Annotated in this window: 22 protein-coding genes and 1 tRNA gene; 7 read left to right on the top strand and 16 right to left on the bottom strand. The window is 65.4% G+C overall.

Going from position 1 to position 21,441, the window contains the following annotated elements; genetic code table 11:
- Nucleotides 1-7: 7 nt before the first annotated feature.
- From H0S73_RS06650 to H0S73_RS06640, 3 genes are read right to left on the bottom strand one after another with little or no spacing between them, the layout of a single operon-like run.
- The gene (locus tag H0S73_RS06650) at nucleotides 8-1,156 is read right to left on the bottom strand and encodes an ABC transporter permease (protein WP_181051410.1); all 1,149 of its coding nucleotides are present in this window, start codon (nucleotides 1,154-1,156) and stop codon (nucleotides 8-10) included.
- Nucleotides 1,153-2,931: an ATP-binding cassette domain-containing protein gene (locus tag H0S73_RS06645; protein ID WP_181051409.1), complete on the bottom strand. Its 1,779-nt coding sequence runs from the start codon at nucleotides 2,929-2,931 to the stop codon at nucleotides 1,153-1,155. The genes H0S73_RS06650 and H0S73_RS06645 overlap by 4 nt, the downstream gene beginning before the upstream one ends.
- A complete protein-coding gene (locus H0S73_RS06640) occupies nucleotides 2,928-3,959 on the bottom strand; it encodes an HlyD family secretion protein (protein ID WP_181051408.1) in 1,032 nt (343 codons plus the stop codon). The genes H0S73_RS06645 and H0S73_RS06640 overlap by 4 nt, the downstream gene beginning before the upstream one ends.
- A 119-nt stretch (nucleotides 3,960-4,078) precedes the next feature.
- Here H0S73_RS06640 and H0S73_RS06635 point away from each other — a divergent pair, with 119 nt between their 5' ends.
- Nucleotides 4,079-4,807: a TetR/AcrR family transcriptional regulator gene (locus H0S73_RS06635; protein ID WP_181051407.1), complete on the top strand. Its 729-nt coding sequence runs from the start codon at nucleotides 4,079-4,081 to the stop codon at nucleotides 4,805-4,807.
- 246 nt (nucleotides 4,808-5,053) lie between these two features.
- Here H0S73_RS06635 and H0S73_RS06630 read toward each other — a convergent pair whose 3' ends face one another.
- The 5 genes from H0S73_RS06630 to H0S73_RS06610 all read right to left on the bottom strand — a co-directional run bounded on the left by H0S73_RS06630 (nucleotide 5,054) and on the right by H0S73_RS06610 (nucleotide 9,024).
- Complete coding sequence (locus H0S73_RS06630; RefSeq protein WP_181051406.1) at nucleotides 5,054-5,767, bottom strand: alpha/beta hydrolase; 714 nt, start codon at nucleotides 5,765-5,767, stop codon at nucleotides 5,054-5,056.
- A gap of 102 nt (nucleotides 5,768-5,869) precedes the next feature.
- A complete protein-coding gene (locus tag H0S73_RS06625) occupies nucleotides 5,870-6,793 on the bottom strand; it encodes a helix-turn-helix domain-containing protein (protein ID WP_181051405.1) in 924 nt (307 codons plus the stop codon).
- 759 nt (nucleotides 6,794-7,552) lie between these two features.
- Nucleotides 7,553-7,813, bottom strand: coding sequence for a DUF2312 domain-containing protein (locus H0S73_RS06620; protein ID WP_181051404.1), 261 nt, complete (start codon nucleotides 7,811-7,813; stop codon nucleotides 7,553-7,555).
- A gap of 61 nt (nucleotides 7,814-7,874) precedes the next feature.
- Nucleotides 7,875-8,180: a DUF1244 domain-containing protein gene (locus H0S73_RS06615; protein WP_181051403.1), complete on the bottom strand. Its 306-nt coding sequence runs from the start codon at nucleotides 8,178-8,180 to the stop codon at nucleotides 7,875-7,877.
- 4 nt (nucleotides 8,181-8,184) lie between these two features.
- The gene (locus H0S73_RS06610) at nucleotides 8,185-9,024 is read right to left on the bottom strand and encodes an N-formylglutamate amidohydrolase (RefSeq protein WP_181051402.1); all 840 of its coding nucleotides are present in this window, start codon (nucleotides 9,022-9,024) and stop codon (nucleotides 8,185-8,187) included.
- Nucleotides 9,025-9,135: 111 nt separating this feature from the next.
- Here H0S73_RS06610 and H0S73_RS06605 point away from each other — a divergent pair, with 111 nt between their 5' ends.
- The 3 genes from H0S73_RS06605 (at nucleotide 9,136) to pyk (ending at nucleotide 12,169) form a co-directional block, all read left to right on the top strand.
- The gene (locus tag H0S73_RS06605; RefSeq protein ID WP_181051401.1) at nucleotides 9,136-10,074 is read left to right on the top strand and encodes a DMT family transporter; all 939 of its coding nucleotides are present in this window, start codon (nucleotides 9,136-9,138) and stop codon (nucleotides 10,072-10,074) included.
- Between the two features lie 194 nt (nucleotides 10,075-10,268).
- Nucleotides 10,269-10,730: a DUF1036 domain-containing protein gene (locus H0S73_RS06600; RefSeq protein WP_181051400.1), complete on the top strand. Its 462-nt coding sequence runs from the start codon at nucleotides 10,269-10,271 to the stop codon at nucleotides 10,728-10,730.
- 2 nt (nucleotides 10,731-10,732) lie between these two features.
- The gene (pyk, locus tag H0S73_RS06595; RefSeq protein WP_181054263.1) at nucleotides 10,733-12,169 is read left to right on the top strand and encodes a pyruvate kinase; all 1,437 of its coding nucleotides are present in this window, start codon (nucleotides 10,733-10,735) and stop codon (nucleotides 12,167-12,169) included.
- Here the strand turns inward: pyk and H0S73_RS06590 are convergent.
- From H0S73_RS06590 to cpdR, 5 genes are all read right to left on the bottom strand, one after another.
- Nucleotides 12,160-13,143: an alpha/beta fold hydrolase gene (locus H0S73_RS06590; RefSeq protein WP_181051399.1), complete on the bottom strand. Its 984-nt coding sequence runs from the start codon at nucleotides 13,141-13,143 to the stop codon at nucleotides 12,160-12,162. The genes pyk and H0S73_RS06590 overlap by 10 nt on opposite strands.
- A gap of 15 nt (nucleotides 13,144-13,158) precedes the next feature.
- Nucleotides 13,159-13,764: a tetratricopeptide repeat protein gene (locus H0S73_RS06585; protein ID WP_181051398.1), complete on the bottom strand. Its 606-nt coding sequence runs from the start codon at nucleotides 13,762-13,764 to the stop codon at nucleotides 13,159-13,161.
- A 72-nt stretch (nucleotides 13,765-13,836) separates the two neighbouring features.
- Nucleotides 13,837-13,962: a type B 50S ribosomal protein L36 gene (gene ykgO, locus H0S73_RS06580; RefSeq protein ID WP_009763379.1), complete on the bottom strand. Its 126-nt coding sequence runs from the start codon at nucleotides 13,960-13,962 to the stop codon at nucleotides 13,837-13,839.
- A 43-nt stretch (nucleotides 13,963-14,005) separates the two neighbouring features.
- Nucleotides 14,006-14,080, bottom strand: a tRNA-Val gene (locus H0S73_RS06575).
- Between the two features lie 89 nt (nucleotides 14,081-14,169).
- Nucleotides 14,170-14,526, bottom strand: a complete 357-nt coding sequence (gene cpdR / locus H0S73_RS06570; RefSeq protein WP_036361886.1) for a cell cycle two-component system response regulator CpdR — start codon at nucleotides 14,524-14,526, stop codon at nucleotides 14,170-14,172.
- 174 nt (nucleotides 14,527-14,700) lie between these two features.
- On the opposite strand from cpdR, the gene H0S73_RS06565 reads away from it, so the two are divergent.
- The gene (locus tag H0S73_RS06565; protein ID WP_181051397.1) at nucleotides 14,701-15,591 is read left to right on the top strand and encodes an N-formylglutamate amidohydrolase; all 891 of its coding nucleotides are present in this window, start codon (nucleotides 14,701-14,703) and stop codon (nucleotides 15,589-15,591) included.
- A 171-nt stretch (nucleotides 15,592-15,762) separates the two neighbouring features.
- Here H0S73_RS06565 and H0S73_RS06560 read toward each other — a convergent pair whose 3' ends face one another.
- On the bottom strand, nucleotides 15,763-17,022 hold the full coding sequence (locus H0S73_RS06560) for an MFS transporter (protein WP_181051396.1): 1,260 nt from the start codon (nucleotides 17,020-17,022) through the stop codon (nucleotides 15,763-15,765).
- 162 nt (nucleotides 17,023-17,184) lie between these two features.
- Here H0S73_RS06560 and hisN point away from each other — a divergent pair, with 162 nt between their 5' ends.
- Nucleotides 17,185-17,967, top strand: coding sequence for a histidinol-phosphatase (gene hisN / locus H0S73_RS06555; protein ID WP_181051395.1), 783 nt, complete (start codon nucleotides 17,185-17,187; stop codon nucleotides 17,965-17,967).
- Here the strand turns inward: hisN and H0S73_RS06550 are convergent.
- Entirely contained in the window at nucleotides 17,887-18,948 is a 1,062-nt protein-coding gene (locus H0S73_RS06550) for an alpha/beta fold hydrolase (RefSeq protein WP_181051394.1), read from the bottom strand. The genes hisN and H0S73_RS06550 overlap by 81 nt on opposite strands.
- Before the next feature lie 187 nt (nucleotides 18,949-19,135).
- Here H0S73_RS06550 and H0S73_RS06545 point away from each other — a divergent pair, with 187 nt between their 5' ends.
- The gene (locus H0S73_RS06545; RefSeq protein ID WP_181051393.1) at nucleotides 19,136-19,594 is read left to right on the top strand and encodes an Hsp20 family protein; all 459 of its coding nucleotides are present in this window, start codon (nucleotides 19,136-19,138) and stop codon (nucleotides 19,592-19,594) included.
- A gap of 155 nt (nucleotides 19,595-19,749) precedes the next feature.
- On the opposite strand, the gene H0S73_RS06540 is transcribed toward H0S73_RS06545, so the two are convergent.
- A complete protein-coding gene (locus H0S73_RS06540; protein WP_181051392.1) occupies nucleotides 19,750-20,835 on the bottom strand; it encodes a threonine aldolase family protein in 1,086 nt (361 codons plus the stop codon).
- Nucleotides 20,836-21,441: the final 606 nt, after the last annotated feature.

Below are 21,441 nucleotides of genomic sequence, written 5' to 3'. Positions count from 1 at the left end.
GACTGCCTCATCCGATCCTCTTGCGGGTCAACCGGACGGCGAGCGTCAGCAGGAGCGCCGCCATGGCCGCGAGCACGGCCGCGTTCGGCACGATCACGCTCCAGACGTTGCCGGCCAGGAACAGCGTCTGGAGCAGGCTCACGAAGTAGCGGGCCGGGAAGACGTAGGTGACGAGCTGGATCACCCAGGGCATGCTGCGCAGGTCGAACATGAACCCGGACAGCATCATGGCGGGCAGGAACGTGGCCACCATGCTGATCTGGCTGGCCAGGAACTGGCTCTTCGTGGCCGACGAGATGACGAGCCCGATCCCCAGGGCCACCAGCAGGTAGAGGATCGACACGCCCGCCAGGACGAGGACCGATCCCCGCAACGGCACACCGAACAGGATCAGGCTGCCGAGGACGGACAAAGCCAGCCCGATCATGCCCAGGACGAAATAGGGAATCGTCTTGCCGAGGAGCACCTCGACCGACCGCACCGGGGTCACGAAGAGCGCCTCGAACGTCCCGCGCTCCCACTCGCGCGCCACAACGAGCGCCGTCAGCAGGGCGCCGATGAGGGTCATGACCAGGACGATCAGCCCCGGCACCAGGAAGTAGGTGCTCTCGTTGGCCTCGTTGAACCACAACCGGTTCTCGATGCTGACCGAGGCCTGAGCGAGCATGCGGCCCCTGGCCGCCTCCCGGGCGAGCCATGTTGCGACCGCGCCCTGGGCATAGCCGAGGGAAATGCGCGCGGTGTTGGCGTCTGCACCGTGGACGATGACCTGGATCTCGGCGGAACCGAGCTCGACCCGGCGTGCGAAGTCGAAGGGAACGCGGACGATGGCATCGACGGTCCCGGCCAGCAGGAGGCGCTCGGCCTCGGCCATGGTCTTGACCGTCACCGTGTCGAAATACTCGGAGAGCTCGAAGCCGGAGGCGACGCCGCGCGCGTCGGCGGACGTGTCCTCCATCACCAGCGCCATCGGCACGTTCTTGACGTCGAGGTTCAGGCCGTAGCCGAACAGCACGAGCATCAGAAGCGGCATGACGATGCCGATGGCGATGCTGCTCGGGTCTCGCAGAAGCTGATAGGTTTCCTTGCGGATCAGGGCCGCGATCCGACGGAGGGCGCCACCTCCACGGGCCGTGGCTGGACCGGGCGCCGTCATGCGGCGCTCCGCGCAGGTCCGTTGTTCCGCTCTTGCCTGGCCTTCTCGACGATGGCGATGAAAGCATCCTCCATCGTCGGGGGGCGACCATCCGTGGTGTCGGCGCGGGAGCGGACCTCGGCCGGCGTCCCCTCGGCCAGGCTGCGCCCGGCATCGAGGATGAGAATCCGGTCGCAGTATTCTGCCTCCTCCATGAAGTGCGTGGTGACGATGACCGTGACGCCCTGCTCGGACAGGGAGGTGATCCGTCCCCAGAACTCCCGCCGCGCCAGGGGATCGGCCCCGCTCGTGGCCTCGTCGAGGAAGAGGATCTCCGGCTCGTGCAGCAGGGCCGCCGCCATGGCCAGGCGCTGCTTGAACCCGCCGGGCAACTGGCCGCTGGCCAAGTCCGAGAACCGGTCGAGCTCGAACTGCTGCTTCGCCCAGGCGATCCGCTCGCGCTTGCGGCCGCCCCGCAGGCCGTAGGCACTGGCGAAGAAATCGAGATTCTCGTCGACGCTGAGCTGCCCATAGAGCGAGAACTTCTGGGCGACGTAGCCCAGGCGCTCGCGGGCGGCAGCCCGCGAGGTGCGAAGATCCGCCCCGGCCACGCGCAATGTGCCTCCACTGGCGGGCAGCAGCCCGCAGAGCATCCGGAAGGTCGTGCTCTTGCCGGCGCCGTTCGGGCCGAGCAGGCCGTAGATCTCGCCCCGGCGGACCTGGAAGCTGACATGATCGACGGCGGTGAAGTCGCCGAAGGTCCGCACGAGATCGTGCACCTCGACGACGACTGCATCGCCGCCGCCGGTCCGCGGTGTGCGGACCGTCATCGTGTTCCGCACCCCTTCATCGGCAACGGCGTGGAAGAGCATCATGAAGCCGTCCTCGAAACGGGCCGGCACCGCCTCCAGGGGGATATCCGCGCCATCGATCGCCAGCGGGGCGCGATCCTCGGCGGAAGCCCGCACAACGCGGACCCGTCCCGCCTCCGGAACGGCATCGATGACCCTGGGCAAGGCGAACAGGCGAGCCTGAAGCGAGCGCGCCGGCATGCCCTCCGGCGCGGTGGCGAGGAACGTGCATCCGGCCGCCTCGGCCATGATCTCGGCAGGCGCGCCCTGCGCCAGCACCCGTCCGGCATGCATGACCACGGCATGATCGCACCGCTCGGCCTCGTCGAGATAGGATGTGCTGACGACTACGGTCAGCCCGTCCTCCCGCACGAGCTTGAGGACGATCTCCCACAATTCGCGGCGGGAGAGCGGGTCGACGCCGACGGTCGGCTCGTCCAGCAACAGGAGTTGCGGCGCTCGGACCAGCGTACAGGCGAGCCCCAGCTTCTGCTTCATGCCGCCGGACAGCTTGCCCGCGAGGCGGTCGCGGAACCGGCCGAGCTGCGTCATCTCCATCAGGCGGGGATAGACCGCCCGGCGCTGCTCCAGGCTCACGCCGTGGAGATCGGCGTAGAGATCGAGGTTCTCCTGGACGCTCAGGTCCTCGTAGAGGCCGAACTTCTGCGGCATGTAACCGAGGATGTCCTGGACTGCCTGCGGGGCGGCTGTGACGTCGATGCCCATGATCGCGAGATCGCCGGCATCGGGCGGCATGAGACCGCACATCAGGCGCAGCAGCGTCGTCTTGCCGGCCCCGTCGGGACCGACGAGCGCCGTCAGGGAGCCTGTGCCTACCGCCAGGGAGACGCCATCCAGCGCCGTGACCACCTCGCCGGTCTCGCGGCGGAACGTCTTGCGCAGGTCGCGGCCGACGACCGGAGCCGGGAGGGAAGTCTCGGTCATGGGGTCTGCCCTGCCTGCCTGGCCTCCGGCTGCGCCCCGGGCGCCGCAGCATCCTCGATCAGCCTGACCGTCGCCGGCATGCCGAGGCGCAGGAGATTATCGGGATCGGCCACGAACGCGCGTACCTCATAGACGAGGTTGGTGCGAAGCTCCTCGGTCTGCACGGTCTTCGGGGTGAACTCGGCGACCGGGGAGATGAACCCGATCCAGCCCTCCAGCGCCCGGCCGGGGAAGCTGTCGGTGGTCACGCTGGCCTTCATGCCGGGGCGGACGCGGCCGAGCTGAGTTTCCGACACATAGGCCCGCACCCATTTCGGATCAGTGGTCGCGAGAGAAAACACCGGACGGGTCGGCGAGGCCATCTCGCCCGGCTCCATCAGCCGGGACCGGACGATGGCATCCGTGGGCGCCCGCAGTTCGGCATCGCGAAGCTCCTGGCGCAGGAGCTCGAGCTGGCTCTCGCTCATCCGGAGCTGGGCCTCGGCTTGCGCGATCTCTTCCACCCTTGAACCGGCGACGAGCAGGTCCAGGGCTTTCAGGGCGACGTCGACCTTGGCGTCGGCAATGTCGGTGGCGGCCTTGGCCTGATCGACGGCCTGCTCGCTGGCGACCGCCCGCGTGGCAAGGGCGCTCTGACGCTCGTATTGCCGCCGGGCGTTCAGGGCTTCCGCCCGGGCGGCCTCGAGGTTCGCGCGGGCCTGGGCTATCTCCTCCGGGCGGCTGCCGTTGCGCAGGCGATCGACCACCGCCTGCTGGCTGGCGACCTGGGCCTCGGCCTGAGCGACCTGCGGTGCCAGCCTGCCGGTCTCGAGCCGCGCCAGAACCTGATCCTTGCGGACTTGCGCACCCTCCTCGACGAGCACCTCGGCGATCCGCTGGCTCCCGTTGAACGCCAGGGTGACCTGACGCAGCTCGACATTGCCGTACAGAACGAGCTCGTCCGACGCCGGCTGGCGGTTCAGGTACCACCATATGCCGCCTCCGAGGGCTGCGATCAGCAGAATTATGACAAGGATGCGTCGAAGCATGGCGGCCAGAATCCGGAGCACGGTCGTGTGCAAGACAGGTAGGACGCCACCGGCGTGATGTCAAATTTGAATTTTAATTATAGATTTGATATTGGCGAAGGATCTGACGCGGTGGGCGCATGACACAAACGAGTTCGATCAGGAAAAGGCGATCCGGCGTCCGAGGCCGGCGCGATGACGGGGCGACCACGAAAGCCCAGCTTCTCGAGGCCGCCGGCATGGTATTCGCCGAGAAGGGTTTCGACCGCGCGACCGCCAAGGAGATCGCGGAAAGGGCCGGCGCCAACGCGGCCTCGGTCAATTATTACTATGGCGGGATCGAAGGCCTCTACGAGGAGGTTCTCGTTACGGCACACCATCGTATCGTCAGCTATCAGGCCCTGGCCGCCGTCATGGCCGGCGATGCCGATCCGAGGCAGAAGCTCCGCGGGCTGATAGAGCTCATCATCAGAACCGTGACGGGGCCCGCCTCGTCGTCCTGGGCCGTGCGGGTGCTCACCCGGGAGGTCCTTGCCCCGTCGCCCTACATCAATGCCCTGCGCCAGAAAGAGATCGAGCCCAAGAAACTGCTCGTCTTCGGGCTCGTCTCCGAACTGCTCGGCCTGCCGAGGGAGCATCCCATCGTGGCACGAGCCTGCGTCAGCATCGCGGCCCCCTGCATCATGCTCCTGGTGGCCGATAGACACTTGGTGGCGCAACTGTTCCCGGCCTTGGGTGCCGACGCGGCCAATGCGCAGGCCCTGGCGGATCACATGGTGCAGTTTGCCCTAGGGGGCTTGGCGGCCTTGGCCCACCCCGACGCTGCCAGAATGCTCGTATCAGGCGGCAACGATCATCGGAAGATTTGAGATCGGCGAGAATGTGCTGTGCCAAGACTCGCCCTGGGTCGATCCTCCGACCGCGCAGAGGATGTCGGCTCTCAGGTGCCGAAGCGGACCAGGCTCTTACGTTGCAGGAATGCCATTTCAAGACGTTCCCAGGTGACACGGCTGCCGTCCTTTGTGCGGCAACCACGATAAGGCGGCTCCTGGCGGATCCTTTCACCGGGAAGCAGAGATACCGAAGTCCCCGCTTCCCAATCGAGGAGCACATGTCTACGGTGCCGCCACTCCAACGCCCATCGCAGCATTCTTGATAAGAGCGGCCACCGCTTCCGGCTGCGAGACGTAAACCGCGTGGCTGCCCCTAGCCTCGGTCACCTTTGCGCCAGCGCGGCTCGCCATGGCACGCTGTGCCTCAGGCGGGATCATCTTGTCCTCGGTTGCGACCAGATACCAGCTCGGCTTCTTTCTCCAGGCCGCCTCCGTCACTGCCCCCTCCAAAGCCTCTACTCCCCAGGGAAGTTGTGAGTTCGCCATGAAATCCGCCTTGTCCTTCGGGAGATCGGCCGCAAAGGACGCCGCGAATTTGCTCTTGTCGAGCAGCAGATATCCGTCCTGCGGCGGCAGGATCGGGGGCACCGGAGCTCCGGGCGCGGGATTCTTGATGAGCGAGGCGACGGATTCGCCATGGTCGGGCGCGAACGCCGCGATGTAGACCAAGCCTCGGACCTTCGGATCGTTGCCTGCTTCCGTGATCACGACGCCGCCATATGAGTGTCCGACAAGAATGACAGGATTGGCCTCGCCTGCGACGACCCGCTTGGTGGCCGCAACGTCATCGGCCAGCGACGACGTCGGGTTCTGCACGACACTGACCGCGTAGCCGTCGTTCTTCAGCATGGTGTAGACCGGCTCCCAGCCGGAACCGTCCACAAAACCACCGTGGACAAGAACAATCGAAACGGGGACTTCAGCAGCACCGGCCATTTGGCACCTCCTAGGGTTTACGGAATGGACGGCCGAGATTTACGGGGGCGCGACACTCCGGGTCATGAACGAAACGGCCAAACATGGAACGATCGAGCCAAACTATTCGCGTTGCAGGCGGCGCCATGTCCCTGGCGTAACGCCAACAACCCGAGAAAACGTTCTGGTGAAATGGCTCTGGTCTGCAAAGCCACAGTCCAAGGCAATGGTGCTCAGCGGAGCAGAAGATTCCTCCAGGAGTTGCTTCGCTTTCTCCATCCGGCGGTATTGCAGCCACTGATAAGGTGCCATCCCGGTCGACTGACGAAACGCTCGGGTGAAGTGCCTCACCGAAAGCCCACAGGAGCGAGCGAGAGTGTCCAGCGTGATGCCCCCGCCCATGTGGACGTCGAGAAGCTCTTTGGCCCGACGTTCCTGCCACGGGGCAAGGCCGCCGCCCCATTGCCGGGGCAAGGCCGCGACATCCCCATAGCGACGGGCGACGTGGATCGAAAGCGCGAGGGCAAGGTGATCAACGAACAGTTCGGGCGTCTCGTCTGGTCTCGCAGCAAGGGCCGGTCGCATCGCTAACAGGAGATCGCGGGCGACTGGATCCCAAACGGTGGTACCAGGGGTATGGCGAAGTTCCTGGATGTGCCTTGGGATGTCGCCATGGTCGCCCATGGCCACAAGCGCCTTGTGTGGCAGGTAGAGGTTCACGGCGTGGAACGGGTCGCGCAAATCAGTGGCCAGATTCATCCTCAAGTCGAAGATTGCGACGGCGCCCGCAGCAAAGTCCTTGGGCGGTATCGGCTTGCCATCTGCGTACAAGTCGAAATCCGGGCACGTCTTCAACTGGAGTGCAACCAAGAACGCATCTTCGTGCACCGGATGGGTGATTCCGATGTTGCGCCGTTCGCAGTTGAGTTCAAGGAACGCCAGACCTGTCCCCCGGGCCGCGCGTGTGGTGAGCACCGGCGCGTCCGGCAACCCGACCGCCTCGGTGACGGGATTCTTCGTGGGCGCCTGTCTGGCAACACTGGGCATTGGCCTGTGCCTTCAGCCTCCCTCAGGGTCTGCCTATGGGGAGAAGCGTCGAAACGGAGCGAGCATCTCGCCCCGCCGGTCACTCGCGGGCTTTATTCTGGCACTGATGAGCTGAGCGGGCGAGTCTTCATTTCTCCCTCGGTTCGCCCTTCATTCCTATCCCAGTTGTGGCGACTCATTCACATGCGTTCATCGGGCAGGCCGCTTTGCCAAAGCCACTTGTGTCAGCCAAATGGAGAGGAAGCCGACATGGATGGCAGACAGGTCGGGTTCTAGGATGGCCGACGTCAAAATCACCCGGACCCATGTTGAAACGGGGCATAATCCAGTGCCATTTTGCCTGGCCCCTGTAGCCCCCTGATATCAGAGCTGATCCAGGGGGGCGTGCTACGTGCAAGGCAAACTACGTGCAAGGCAAATGATCCCCGACCAGCGACAGTCAGCTATAGGTCAGGAGCTAAGATACCCGGCGTTTTGGGAACGTCCCGTTCGACGAGGATTACGGCCTTCGAGCGGCGAGACGGATGCTTCATCAGGCTGCGTCGGCGACAGGCTCTGCGGTCAGGCGGATCCGGCCTATCAGACGTGTGGGCCCAATGTCCCTCAGCAGCGGCAGCCCCATGCCGCTGTCGGCGCGTTTTCCGATCAGCAAACCCAATCCGAATGATAAAACCTGAATTGAGCCGACAATCTGAATGGCCCTTACCCAGGGCCAAGCGTGTTGCGCATGAACAATCCCATGCGCAACACTTATTGAAACTAGATAGGCATGCCGAGCGCCTGCATGTAGAGCTCGAGGATCGCCTCTTCCTCCTGACGCTCGGCATAGTCGCGCTTGCGCAGGGAGATGATCTTGCGCAGGACCTTGGTGTCGAAGCCGTTGCCCTTCGCCTCGGCATAGACGTCCTTGATGTCGCCCGCGATGCCGGCCTTTTCCTCTTCGAGCCGCTCGATGCGCTCGATGAAGGCCTTCAGCTGGTCGGCTGCGACGGATTCGGTATTGAAAGCTGCGTCATCCATGAGGGAAGCCCCTTAATTGTGGTGTTGGTGCCAGTGTTATGGCCATTTGGTTGAAGCGGTTTTAATGCCCGGGCTTCGTTTTCTCAAAATCGGCGAGCTGGGCGGAAGAAGCCTCGCGCTGATGGCGCTCCTTCCACTCCTCGTAAGGCATGCCGTAGACATGGGTGCGGCTCTCCTCCTTGGAGAGGGCGACGCCCCGCTCGTCGGCGGCCTCCTTCAGCCAGTTGGAAAGGCAGTTCCGGCAGAACCCCGCCAGGTTCATGAGGTCGATGTTCTGGACGTCGGTCCGCTCCCGCAGATGCTCGACGAGCCTGCGAAAAGCCGCGGCCTCCAGCTCTCCTTGCGTTTTCGCGTCGATATTCTTCATGGTCCTACCCTCCGTGCTGGCGCAGGCGGTCGCGCGTGCGGGTCCCGAAAATGTGAGGAGCCCTCAGCTCCGGCCGGCCGGCGAGCGGCTTGAGCAGCCGGGCGAAGCGCTCGGCCCATTCCTCAGCGCCCTCGTCCGACCCGATCAGGTCCTGCCGGATCTCGATGAGAGCGTTGGCGAGCCCCCGGACTGTGGCGTGCCGGTCGACCGTGTCGCCCGCCAGCGCCCCATCATAGGGCTCGTTGTCGCCGACGACGAGTCCGTCCTCAGCCGCCAGCCCTTCGAGGAGCGGCTTGGCGAAGCGGTCGTCCGCGTCCCACAGGATGCCCACGTGCCAGGGCCGGGCCCAGCCGCGCCAGATCGGCGTGAAACTGTGGACCGTCACCACGACGGGCGGATGGCCCGCCGCCATGGCCCTGTGGATCGCATCCGCGATGGCGTCGTCATAGGGATCGTAGAAGCGGGCGATGCGCCGCTGCACCTCGGCCTCGTCGACCCTGGCGTTGCCCGGCACCACCGCGCCGTCGGACAGGCGCATGACCAGGGTCGGATCGTCGCGGCCTCGATTCGGGTCGATGATGAGGCGCGAGAACCGCGTCAGGATCGCCGGAGCGCCTAAGTGCCGGGCGAGCGAGCGCGTCACGGCGGCGGCCCCGATGTCGTAGGCGATGTGGCGCTCGAACTCGGATTCGGGGAGACCGAGGTCGCCGAGATCCGGCGGCACCGCGTTGGAGGCGTGATCGCACAGGATGAGGATCCCCGATTCGACGGAACCGGGGACGATCTCGACGGGATGAGGCTCACAGGAGGGGGCGTCGAGCGCGACGGCGACGGAAGCGGACATGGCGGGCTGCGGATTTCAGGAAGGATGGATTGAACGGCGGACGAAAAGCCTTAACGTGCCCCTCCGACCCTGACAACGCGACCTTCCGCGCAACACACTTTCACGACGCTTATGCCCGCCCCATCCACAACGGCCCGGCTCGAACCGGGCTTGACCTCGGCTTTTGCCGCGCTGTGCCTCGGCGCCGTCGCCATGGGGATTTCCCCGATCTTCGTGCGCTTTGCGTCTTCCAGCATAGGCGGGGCACCGGCCGATGTGGGCCCCTTCGCCAGCGCCTTCTGGCGCGTCTCGCTCTGCCTGCCCCTCCTCTACGCCTGGATGCGAATCGAGGAGAAGCGCGCGCCCGCCGGCACAGTGACGGTCCGGTTTTCCAGGGCGAGCATCCTCGGGGGCATCGTCTTCGCCGGCGATCTCTTCTTCTGGCACCTGGCGATTCTCAAGACCACGGTGGCGAACGCCACCTTCTTCGCCACCATGGCGCCGCTCTTCGTGGTGCTGACCGTGTGGCTCGTGCTCAGACAGCGGGTCTCGCGGGGGACCTTCATGGGCCTCGGCCTCTGCCTGCTCGGCGGCGCGGCTCTGATCGGCCAGAGCCTCCAGGCGGATCCCGCCCGGATCGTCGGCGATCTCTACGGCGTCGCCACGGCCTTCTTCTTCGGCATGTATTTCCTGGCGGCCAGCCGGGCGCGCAAGACGGCAGGCGCCGCGCGGGTGACGTTCGAGGCCGGGCTGATCACCTCGGCGATTCTTCTGGTCGTGGCGTTTCTCTTCGACACGCGCGTGATCCCGCAGACCGCGCAGGGCATCGCGGCGCTTCTCGCCATGTCGTATGTCAGCCATGCGGGCGGACAGGGCCTTCTCGCCATCGCGCTCGGGCGATTGCCGGCGGTCTTCTCGTCTCTGGTGATCTTCCTGGAGGCGATTGCCGCGGCGCTGTTCGGCTGGGCGATCCTCGGCGAGCCACTGACCCTGGTGCAGAGCGTCGGCGGCGCCTTGATTCTGTTCGGCATCTGGATCGCGCGCCCCAAGGCCGATGCACCGGCCGGATAGATTCCCCTCTAAATGGAGGGCAAGGCCCATTTCAAAGAGGCCCCGGAGTGTTGTAAAGGCCATGCGGCCTGCAAAATCTGCAGCGAGCCTGCTGTAAAGCCTTGCCCCGGCTGAACTTCTGGCCGACAACGATTCGACATAGTTCTCACCGCATTGTGCGATTTCATTCCTTTCGATTCGATCACACCGCATCCATGAAGGCCGCTCTCCTCACATCGTCCCCTCGCCGGCGGCGAAGCCTTGCACTCGCGACGTTCCTCGCCAGCGGGTGCCTTCTGGCCGCATCGCCCGCGAAGGCGGATCTGCGCCTGTGCAACATGACCTCGAGCCGGGTCGGCATCGCGCTCGGCTACCGGGACGCCCAAGGGTGGGTTACGGAAGGCTGGTGGAATCTCACCGCGCGCGCCTGCGAGACGCTGCTCAAGGGGCAGCTGGGCGGCCGCTTCTATTATATCTATGCCATCGACTACGACCGGGGCGGTGAATGGAGCGGACGCTCCTTCATGTGCACCCGGGAGCGCGAATTCACGATTCGCGGAACGGAGGATTGCCTCGCAAGAGGCTTTGACCGCAGCGGCTTCTTCGAAGTCGACACAGGTGAACAGAAGAGCTGGACGATCCAGCTCACCGAAACGAACCGGCCAGGGGGGCCATGACGATGAGACGCGACAGGCGCACGAAGATCCTAGCAACCTTGGGCCCGGCTTCCGAGAATCCGGAGATGATCGCCAAGCTGTTCGAGGCCGGTGCCGACGTCTTCCGCCTCAACATGAGCCACCTCCCCCGCGAGAAGCTGAAGGAGCGGGTCGAGATGATCCGCGCCGTCGAGGCCCGGTTCAAGCGTCCCATCGCGATCCTCGCCGATCTGCAGGGTCCGAAGCTGCGCGTGGGCGCCTTCGAGGGCGACAGCGCCATGCTGGTGCAGGGCCAGAGCTTCACCCTCGATGCCGACAAGACGCCCGGTACCAAGAACCGCGTGCACCTGCCCCATCCCGAAATCCTGTCCTCGCTCGAGCCCGGCCACACGGTGCTGATCGACGACGGCAAGCTGCGGCTGCGCGTGAAGAGCGTGAAGCAGGGCTCGGCCACCACGATCGTGGAAGTCGCGGGCAAGATCTCCAACCGCAAAGGCGTCAGCCTGCCCGACACGACGATTCCCGTCGCCGCCATGACGGAGAAGGACCGCTCGGATCTCGAAGCCGCCCTCGATGCCGGCGTGGATTGGATCGCCCTGTCCTTCGTGCAGCGTCCCGAGGACGTGGCCGAAGTGAAGAAGGTCGCCCGCGGCCGCGCGCTCGTGATGTCGAAGCTCGAGAAGCCCCAGGCCATCACCCGTCTCGACGAGATCATGGAGATCTCCGACGCGGTCATGGTCGCCCGCGGCGATCTCGGCGTGGAAATGCCGCTGGAGAAGGTGCCCGGCATCCAGAAGCGCATCGTCCGCACGGCCCGCAAGCTCGGGAAGCCCGTTGTGGTGGCGACCCAGATGCTGGAATCCATGATCACCTCGCCGGTCCCGACCCGCGCGGAGGTCTCCGACGTGGCGACCGCCGTCTATGACGGAGCGGATGCGGTCATGCTCTCGGCCGAGAGCGCCTCGGGCCAGTACCCGGTGGATGCGGTTTCCACTATGAGCCGCATCGCCGAGGAGGTGGAGCAGGACCAGAACTACTGGTCGATCATGCGCACCCTGAACGCGGAGCCGGAAGCCACCGGCTCGGACGCCATCGCGGCGGCCTCGCACCAGATCGCCGATACGCTCAACATCAAGACGGTCGCCGCCTGGACCTTCTCGGGCTCGACCGCGTTCCGCATCGCCCGCGAGCGGCCGAACTCCACCGTCGTCGCGCTGACGCCCAGCGTGAACACCGCCCGGCGCCTCGCCCTGGTCTGGGGTGTGCACTCGATCCGCACCAAGGACGCCAGCGACATCGACGACATGGCCTTCCGCGCCTGCAAGTTCGCCGTGCGCGAGGGCTACTCGGCCATCGGCGAGCGCATCATCATCGTGGCCGGCATGCCCTTCGGCACCCCCGGCGCCACCAACATGGTGCGCATCGCCTTCGTCAACCAGGAGCACGCCGCTCAGGCCTGAGGCGCCTCAACCCTGGCCGACGCAACCCGCCCGGCCAGGGCCTCGATAGCCGCGAGGACCGTCGTCTGGTCGGCGTATTGCGGCATGTGGCCGATGCCGGGCATCAGGATCAGCTCCGCGCCCGGCACCGCCCGGGCGAAGGAGAGGCTGTGGAGGTCGCTCCAGACGATCTCGTCCCGGTCGCCGGCCACCACCGTCACGGGCATCCGAATCTCCCCGTAGCGCGCGCTCTGCCGCAGGACCGCATCGTACATGACGGCGAAATCCTGCATGTTGGCCTCGTAAGCCCGGGGCCGGAAAGCCAGGGGGATGAAGCCCTTCGTCACGATATGGGGCGGAGCCGGCTGCGGCCGGAAGGTCTTCGCCTTCATCCAGGGCCGCAGGACGAGAAGAACCGGCACGGCAAGCGTGCGCATCATGAGCCATCCGGCCCGGGAATCGATCAGGCGCCGATACCAGCCGACATAGCCGCCCGGCCAGGGAGACGTGATCCCGGACAGAACGAGGACCGCCCCCGCGACGTCTGGATGATCGAGGGCGAAATGGGGCACCACGGTTCCCGACCAGGAATGCCCCACGACCACCGCGTCCCGGACGCCCAATTGCCGCAGGGCGCCGGCGATCAGCGCCGCCTGCCGGGCGGGCTCGGCCTCGCCCAGGCCCGGCTTCCGCTCGCTCCAGCCATGGCCGGGACGGTCGAAGGCGAGGACCCGGTAGCGCTGCGACAGCGCCCGGCCCAGGCTCAGCATGGATTCGACCAGATTCGACGAGGCGCCGTGCAGGAGCACGATGGTTCCGCGCGCTGGACCGTCACGAGGCCCCTCCTCCCGGTAGTGCAGCCTGGAACCCTCGACCGTGATGAACCGGCCGGTCGGCGGGAAGCGCCTTTCGATCGACCACGCGTAGAGATAGGTGAACGCGGCTCCGAGGCTCAGGAGCGCAAGCGGCACGGCGGGAACGAGGAGCAGGGACATCCCCGCAACGTGGATTTAGAGATCCTGTCCGTCAACCTCGGGCGAGAGGCGGTTCACGATGGTCTTCACGTCGGACATCTGCGGGTTGATGGCGAGCACCCGGCGATAGGCCACGAGCGCATGCACCTTGTCGTCGGAAGCCATGAGGATGTGGCCGAGCCCGGTCCAGGCGTTGAAGTGACGGGGCTCGATCCTGATCGCCCGGTTGAGGTCGGCCATGGCGCCCACCGGATCGTCGAGCTGGTAGAACACCGTCGCCCGCTTGTACCAGGCCTCCGCCCAGTTGGGCTGGAGCACCAGGACCCGGTCGATCAGTTCGATGGCGAGGGGAAAATCCTTCTTTCCATAAGCCTCGCCCGCGCGCTGGAGGAGAAGATCGGCCGTATCGGAGCCGGAGCGGGAGAAGCGCCGCTCGATCAGGGAGGAGATGCCTTCCGCTTCGCGCTCGGACTGCGCTTTTCCTAAACGCTCGAAGAGCTCGTCGAGAGTGGACGTCCGTGGGCGCGGCCGAGGCGGCTGAGCCTGCTCCTTGGAATCCTTGGGGCGCACGGGTTCCTGTGCGCTCGAAGGGAGCGCGGCGGACACGAGGGCGAGGGCCAGCAGGCACGCGAAAAAACGCATGCCGGGATTTTAGGGTCCCGGCATGCGTGGTCAATTCAGATTATCGTGTGCGGCGATGCCGCACGCGCCGGCTTAGCCCTGACGAGCCTTGTAGCGCTTCTGGGTCTTGTTGATGATGTAGACCCGGCCCTTGCGACGAACCAGCTGGTTGTCGCGGTGACGGCCGCGGATCGACTTCAACGAGTTACGGATCTTCATATCCGGTCTCCTGCGGCCCTTCGGGAAGGCCGGAAAAAGAAAATGGTGGGCGCGGCTGGGATCGAACCAGCGACCCCTACGATGTCAACGTAGTGCTCTCCCGCTGAGCTACGCGCCCGGGAAACGGTGATTTTGAGGTCCCGCTTCGGCTGTGGGGGCGATATACCCACAAGCGGGCTCTGGCGCAAGCCTGAAGGCCAGCCTTTTTTAGGCGGCCATCATTTTATCGACTTCGCTCACCAGATCGCGCAGGTGGAACGGCTTCGACAGGACCTTCGCGTCGCGCGGGGCCTGGGAATCCGGGTTGAGGGCGACGGCCGCGAAGCCGGTGATGAACATCACCTTGATCTCCGGGTCGAGCTCGGTGGCCTTGCGGGCCAGCTCGATGCCATCCATCTCCGGCATGACGATGTCGGTCAGGAGGAGCTCGAAGGGCTCTTCCCTCAGGCGGTTATAGGCCGAAAGGCCGTTGTCGAACGAGGCGACGTCGTAGCCTGCGTTCTCCAGCGCCTTCACGAGGAAGCGGCGCATGTCGTTATCGTCTTCGGCAAGAAGAATCTTCATCGGTTGCCAGTCCCGAATCGTGGCGGTTTGACTCGCTCCTTCATGACGGGTCGATGGTAAACAAGCCGTGAAAGTACGACGCAGCGTTGCTACGATATTGTCATGGACAGGCGGCGGAGCTGCCTTACACTAGCGCGAACACCTGCTTCTTTTCCAATAAAGCCAAGATTTCTGATGCGGCCAACCATCGTTGATGAGTTCGATCCCCCCTTCACGATCACCGAACCTTCGGCGCAGACGATCCCCTTCGTCTTCAACGTGCCTCATGCGGGAGCCGTCTATCCGGCGTCCTTCCTGGCTGCGTCCCGGCTCGATGCCGTCGCCCTGAGGCGCTCCGAGGACGCCTTCGTGGACGAGCTCTTCAGCGCGATGCCGGATCTCGGCGCGCCCCTCATGACTGCGCGCTTCCCGCGGGCCTTTCTCGACCTGAACCGGGAACCCTACGAGCTCGATTCCCGCATGTTCGACGGCCGCCTGCCGCCTTTCACCAATACCCGCTCCATGCGGGTGGCCGGAGGCCTCGGGACCATCCCGCGCATCGTGGCCGACGGGCAGGAGATCTACCGCTCCCGCCTCCACGTGGACGAGGCCCTGCACCGGATCGAATGGCTCTACAAGCCTTATCACCGGACCCTGCGCCATCTCGTGCGCCGCACGGCCCAGCATTTCGGGCATGCCGTCCTGATCGATTGCCATTCCATGCCCTCCTCCAGCGTCAGCCGCGAGGACGGAGCCAAGGCCGACATCGTGCTGGGCGACCGCTACGGCACGAGCTGCGCCACCCTTCTGATCGACCTGGTGGAAGCGGCCTTGAGAGGACGCGGCTATACGGTGATCCGCAACAAGCCCTATGCGGGCGGATTCATCACCGAGCATTACGGCGAGCCCGCCCTGGGGCGGCACGCGCTCCAGATCGAGATCAACCGGGCGCTCTACATGGACGAGCGCAGCATGCAGAAGAAGCCGGGCTTCGCGGTGCTTGCGGAGGACGTGACCCAGGCTTTCACCCAGGTAATCGCGGATATCGAGGGCGAGCTGACGATTCGGTCCATCGCAGCGGAGTGATCCTCTGCGCATCAAACCCGTTCGGGCAAGAAAAAAGGCCACTGTTGCCAGCGGCCCGAAGTTTAGGGAGGAAACGCCCAAGAAGGGCAGCGATACGGCGACGCCATCGCCATATCGCACTGCAATAATTACGCCGCATCGCACAAATTGCAACCAAAATCTCGCCTCCGGTTATGCCTTTGTTGCATGCCTGCTCGGATGCGGATCGATGGCTTTGACATAGAAGGCAAGGCTCAGGAGCAGCCAGCCCGCGAGAGCCGCGAAAACGAGGCGATAGCCCTCCGGGCGGTAAAGCCCCTGGTCCGACCGTCCCATGAGGTCGATCAGCATGCCCGTCACGCTCTGGGAGAGAAACGCCCCGCCCATCGTGCCGATATTCATGAGCGTGATACCCCTCCCCGTGAGGGTCGATGGGAACAGCGACTTCCCGTGGCTGGTCAGGATGGGCGTATAGGCGACGCAGAGGCCGAAGAGGGGGAACCAGAACGTGACGGCGGTGCGGTCGAGAGGCGCGAGGACGAGCAGGAGAAGCAGGAGGATCGTCGCCGTGCTGCCGATGAGGACGGGTTTCTTGTAGCTGCCCCAGAACCGGTCCATGGCGCCCCAGAGCAGCATGCCGCAGATCTGCGCCGTCGCGCCCAGCAGCAGGATGTTTCCTCTCATGGCGAGATCGGCCCCGTGCACGTCGGACAGCCAGGGCCCGCCCCAGAGCCCGATCACTGAGGCGAAGCACCCATATGTGGTCAGGTGCATGAAGAAGACCGGCCAGAAGGACGGCACCTTCAGGGCGGCGGCCACGCCACGGAATGCATCACTCCAGGTCTCCTTCGGCCGCTCCGCGTGCGGATCCTTAGGCACGATCCACAGGATGGCGAACCAGATGATGATGGTCAGGACGGCCACCGCGAGGAACGAGGCGCGCCAGCCGAAGGCCGCGGCGGAGGCCGCCAGCGGGGCCGTCGCCGCCAGGGTGCCGGTATTGGCCAATCCCATCTGCAGACTGGTCAACCCGGCGAAGCGCTGCGGCGGGAAGCGCCGGGCATAGATCACCAGGGGCGCCATGAAGAAGGTGGAGCAGCCGAGCCCCATGAGCGCCCGCGCGGCGATGAGCAGGGAAGCCGAAGGAGCAAGGGCGAAGAGGATTGTTCCCGCAACCGTCAGCACGGCCGTCGCCAGCATGACCCGCTTGGGGCCGTACCGGTCGATGAGGATGCCGATCGGGATCTGGACCGCCGCGAAGGCGAAGAAGAAGGCGCTGGAGAGAAGGCCCGTCTGGGTTGCCGTGAGATGCAGCTCGCGGGCGAGGTCATTGGCGATGACGCCGATGGAATTGCGCAGGAACTGGCTGACTGCATAGAGCGCGGCGAGAACCGCGATCAGGAACAGGGCCGATTCGAATCGGGTCGTGCCGGACTTGGACGCAAAATTCATGAAGGCGAAATCCTTTGACGCGCGTGCAGCGCACGGGACACAGGGCCCACTTTTCCGCGCGATGCGCGACCGCTCTCTTGCCGCGCGCCAAGCGCTTGATAGAAGCTGATTGCAGGCGGGCCAATACCGCCCGCTCTCATCATTTAGGGGATACGCCAGGTCATGGGGCTCATCGACTTCACGCATTTCGTCAACGAGCTCGCGACCCAATCGGGCCAGGCGATCCTGCCCTTCTTCCGCACTGCCATCGCCACCGAGGACAAGTCCCGCGGCGGAGCCTTCGACCCGGTGACGGAGGCGGATCGGGCGAGCGAGGCGATCATGCGTCACCTCATCAAGCGCAGTTTCCCGACCCACGGCATCGTCGGCGAGGAGTTCGGCGCCGAGCGCGAGGATGCGGATTACGTCTGGGTGCTCGATCCCATCGATGGAACCAGGGCCTTCATTGCGGGGCTTCCCACCTGGGGCACCTTGATCGGGCTGACCTACAAGCGCCGTCCGGTCTTCGGCATGATGCACCAGCCCTTCACGGGCGAGCGCTTCTTCGGCGACGGCGGCAGCGCGACGTACCGGGGGCCGGGCGGCGAGCGCAAGCTGATGGCCCGCCGCTGCGCCTCCCTGAAGGACGCGGTCATCTCGACCACGAGCCCGCGCCTCTTCGCCGGCGAGGAGCTGCGCGCCTATGACCGGGTGGAGAGCGTCGCGCGGCTCGCCCGTTACGGCTGCGATTGCTATGCCTATTGCATGCTGGCCGCCGGCCATATCGACCTCGTGGTCGAATCGGGCCTGAAGTCCTACGACATCGCCGCCCTGGTGCCGATCATCGAGGGCGCTGGCGGCGTGGTGACCACCTGGGAGGGCGGATCAGCCGCCGACGGCGGGCGCATCGTCGCCGCGGGCGACCGCCGGGTCCACGCGGCTGCCGTCGAGCTGCTCAGCCGATAGGCCAATTTCGGCCGAATCGCGTTTCGCTCCGACCTCCGGGTCGGGAGTGCCCGGGATGAAGGCGTCGAAGGCGGCCCAGAACTGCTCGCGGATCGGGTCACGCTCCATCAGGATCTCGTGCCGGGCGCCCGGGATGACGATGGCGGAGCCGGCCTTGAGCCGCGCGGCGAAGCGCTCGGTAGCCGGCGTGGCGCAGACCGGGTCGGCCCCGGCCGCCACGATCAGGGTCGGTACCCGGATCTTCACCGCGTAGGCCGGATCGACGAAGCGCTTCATGAAGCGGAAGGCGCCGTCGAGCCACGACACGGTCGGCGCCCCGATGGCCCCCGCCCCGATGGCGTGGGCCGCGTTGGCGTTGCGGGCATAGCGGACGGGGTCGCCGGTCAGGCGGTTGCCCTTGAACGGCAGGGTCGAGATCGACGTCTCGCCGCCGCCGGGCACGAACATCTTGCCCATGCCGAAGAACCGCAGGAACCGGGCCAGGAGCGCGGCGGACGCGGTGCGCTTGATGATGCACAGGGCGATCATCGGCGTCGTGGTCACGAGACGGCGGAAGGGCAGCCAGGTTTCGTAGGCCGCGTCGAGCGCGATGGCGCCGCCCATGGAATGGGCCAGGCCGAAATGCGGCTGCGGCATGTGCGGCATCAAAACCTGGTCGCGGACCGCCTCCAGGTCGTGCCGGAAATCGGAGAAGCGCCTGACATGGCCCTTGCGGAGATTGCCGACCTGCCGGCCTGACAAGCCCTGTCCGCGCCAGTCGAAGGCGACGACGGCGAAGCCCCGGTCGAGCAGTTCTCCCACCACCTCGAAATACTTTTCGATGAACTCCGCCCGGCCCTGCAGGATGCAGACGGTCCCCTGCGGCGCCTCGGTTTCCGGCATCCAGGTCGCCACGCGAAGCGGGATCCCGTCGCGGGTCGTGACGCTGATGAGCTTGGGCTCGCCGGGCAGGGGATTGTCGGGGGTGGTGATGAGTTCCACGGCAGGTTCCAACTCGAAATCTCACGCCTTTATAGGGCGGCCGGAGCTTAAGGAACGGCCCCCTTGAAAGCAAACGAAGCGGCTCCCACATCGAATTCGTGCCGGCCATGATGGCGGCGCATCAGCCCGGATCCAGCCTCTTCCGGTGGATCCCTTCCTGCATGTCGCTTCAAGCGGAGGATATGCCATGCGACAGTACGATCTTGCTCCCCTCTACCGCAACACGGTCGGGTTCGACCGTCTCTTCTCGATGCTCGACCAGCTCGTCAGCGTCGACACGGCTCCGAGCTACCCGCCCTACAACATCGAGCGCACCGGCGAGAATGCCTATCGCATCTCCATCGCGGTCGCCGGCTTCACCGATCGCGACCTGACCATCGAGGTCAAGGAAAACACCCTCTCCGTTCGCGGCGAGCGCAAGCCCAACGAAGATCGCAAGACCGACGTGCTCCACCAGGGCATCGCGGCGCGCAGCTTCGACCGGCGCTTCCAGCTGGCCGACGGCGTGCAGGTGACGGGTGCTGCCCTCGAGAACGGCCTGCTCCATCTCGACCTCGTGCGCGAGATTCCCGAGGCCAAGAAGCCGAAGCTCATCCCGATTTCCTCGAACGGCGCCCAGGCCATCGAAGCCAAGCAGGCTGCCTAAGGCCCTTTCAGAGCCCCAAACGAAGAGCGCCCCGGTTCGGCCGGGGCGCTTTTTGTTTTGTCGGATCCTGGTCCTTGGTATCCCGCCGGGGTTGGAGGGGTCCCCGCCGGTCAAGGGTCTCTGGAGAGAACCAATCGCGGGCGAATGCGGCAGGGTTAGGGCAATCGCCCGGCCGCATGGCTCCCTACTCCCGAAGAGGCGATCTCCAGAAGCCTGCGTACATCCTCCTCCCGAGTGGCCCAGGAGGTGACGAGGCGGATCAGCACCTCGTGATCGGCGACATGCTCTGTCTCCGGCAGGCTCAGCTCCGTCCAGTCATGATAGAGGATACCGGCGTCCTTCAGGGCCCGGTCCAGAGTTTTCGGGATGATCGGGAAGACCTCGTTGGCCTCGGACGGCCAGGCCAGGCGCACGCCGGGCACCTGCAGGAGGCCCTGCGAGAGCAGCGCCGCCATGCGATTGGCGTGGCGGGCATTGTCGAGCCAATGGCCGTCGGCGAAGTACCCCTCGAACTGCGCCGCCACGAGGCGCCCCTTGGAAATGATCTGGCCGGCGCGCTTGGACCGGTAGTCGAGCGCCTCCGCCAGTTCGGGCTTGAACACCACGATGGCCTCGGCCATGAGGCCGCCGTTCTTGGTGGCCCCGAAGGACAGGATGTCGACGCCCTGCTTCCAGGTCATCTCGGCCGGAGTGCAGCCGAGGGAGACGAGCGCACTGGCGAAGCGGGCGCCGTCCATGTGAAAGGACAGGCCGTGCTCCCGGCAGACGGCCCCGAGAGCCGCAAGCTCGTCGAGGCCGTAGACCATGCCGCCCTCGCTCACCTGCGAGATCGACAGCGCCTTGGGCGGCATCTGCTTGACCGCCCGGGGCAGGCTCCCGAGATAGGCGGCGACATCCTCGGCCCTCAGCTTGGCGCCGACGCCCGGGAGCCCTGCGAGCTTGGCCCCGTGCATGAAGAATTCCGGCGCCCCGCATTCGTCGTCGATGATGTGGGCTTCCCGGTGGCAGACGCAGAGGCCGTAAGGCGGAACGGCGGAGGACAGGGCGAGCGCATTGGCGGCCGTCCCCGTCGCGACGAAGAAAACGGAAACCTCGCGCTCGAAGATGGCGCTGAACCGGGCCCTGACGCGCCGGGAGATCTCGTCGTTCCCGTAGGCCGCCATGGCCCCGGCATTGGCCTGGACGATGGCCTGGAGGACGGGAGCGCTGGCCCCCACGATGTTGTCGCTGGCGAAATTCATGATGCGTTCCTAGAGCATCGGACCCCAAAGTGGAATTCACTTTCGGGATCCCATCCGATGCTCCCTCTCTTCGCTGGCGCATCGTTGGACGCGAAAAACCGGAGAGCCACTTTCTCGCACGATGCGCTTGAGTATTGCCAGGAAAAGGGGAATGCCGACCCAGGCATGAGGTCCATGCCTTCCCTTAGGGAGTTCATGCAGCCCCGACATGTCAAGGTCATTGACCCTTCGGCGGAGACTTTCGTCCGTAGGCTCAAAAAGCTGCTTTTGTTACATTCGGCATCGCCCGCTTGTAACTTTTGTCTAAAATTTTTCCAAGACCTCTTGTGCGCTGCATCGAACTCTGGCACTTTGAAGACATTAGGACAGTATCGCTGTCCCTTTTGGAGTGCCTGCACTCCTCGCCTTCGCCCTGGGGTTTTCTTGATGCTTCGCCTGACGCGAACGAAACGAGATACCACGAAAGCCGCCCGCAAAACGTGGGCGGGACGGGCGACTCTGGGCTGACGACAGCCCAAAGGTGCCCGCGAGGTGCGGGCTCCCCTGCCGGACCCACCCCTCGAAAACCTTAAAGAAGCGGCGGGCACTCCGGACGATTCGATCATC

The organism is Microvirga mediterraneensis, assembly GCF_013520865.1.
GTDB classification, from domain to species: Bacteria; Pseudomonadota; Alphaproteobacteria; order Rhizobiales; family Beijerinckiaceae; genus Microvirga; species Microvirga mediterraneensis.
Note: the sequence above shows the minus strand (reverse complement) of the source record. Positions and strands in the feature narration are given on the sequence as shown.